The sequence below is a fragment of the Streptomyces minutiscleroticus genome (assembly GCF_014650875.1).
Lineage (GTDB): Bacteria > Actinomycetota > Actinomycetes > Streptomycetales > Streptomycetaceae > Streptomyces > Streptomyces minutiscleroticus.
Genome location: NZ_BMVU01000246.1, coordinates 1 through 667, shown reverse-complemented (window position 1 = coordinate 667; position 667 = coordinate 1). Strand labels below are relative to the sequence as shown.

The following is a 667-nucleotide window of genomic DNA, read 5'->3' as shown; positions in this document are numbered from 1 at the left end:
ATCATCAACACTATAGGGCTTGGCAATATCCTTAAAGCGCTTGGCAATACGGCCGCTACCAATGGCTTGCAACAAGCTTTCAATCGTGTTCAAGGGCTTATGAATCTAACCAATCAAAAAGTCGTAACCCTCGCTTCATCGCCTGACACTCAAATCGTGAATGGCTGGACGGGAACGACTAATTTTGTTTTACCCAAATTCTTTTATAAAACGCACACGCATAACGGCTTCACTTTTGGGGGGAGTTTTACCGCTCCTAGCGGGTTGGGCATGAAATGGAATGGTAAAGGGGGGGAATTTTTGCATGATGTTTTCATCATGATGGTAGAGCTTGCCCCTAGCATGAGCTATACTGTTAATAAGCGCTTTTCCGTGGGTGTAGGCTTAAGGGGGCTTTATGCGACCGGGAGCTTTAATAACACCGTTTATGTGCCTTTAGAGGGCGCTTCGGTTTTGAGCGCGGATCAAATTTTAAACTTACCCAACAATGTTTTTGCCGATCAAGTGCCAAGCAACATGATGACTTTATTGGGCAACATTGGCTACCAACCCGCGCTTAATTGCCAAAAAGCCGGTGGGGATATGAGCGATCAAAGCTGTCAAGAGTTTTATAACGGCTTGAAAAAAATCATGGGTTATAGCGGTTTAGTGAAAGCGAGCGCGAATC

General features: G+C 45.1%; 1 protein-coding gene. It reads left to right on the top strand.

Features of this window, described 5'->3' with window-relative positions; genetic code table 11:
* Positions 1-99 precede the first annotated feature (99 nt).
* Positions 100-667: outer membrane protein transport protein (locus IE271_RS44575; RefSeq protein ID WP_506005302.1), on the top strand; the 568-nt coding region annotated here is incomplete at its 3' end.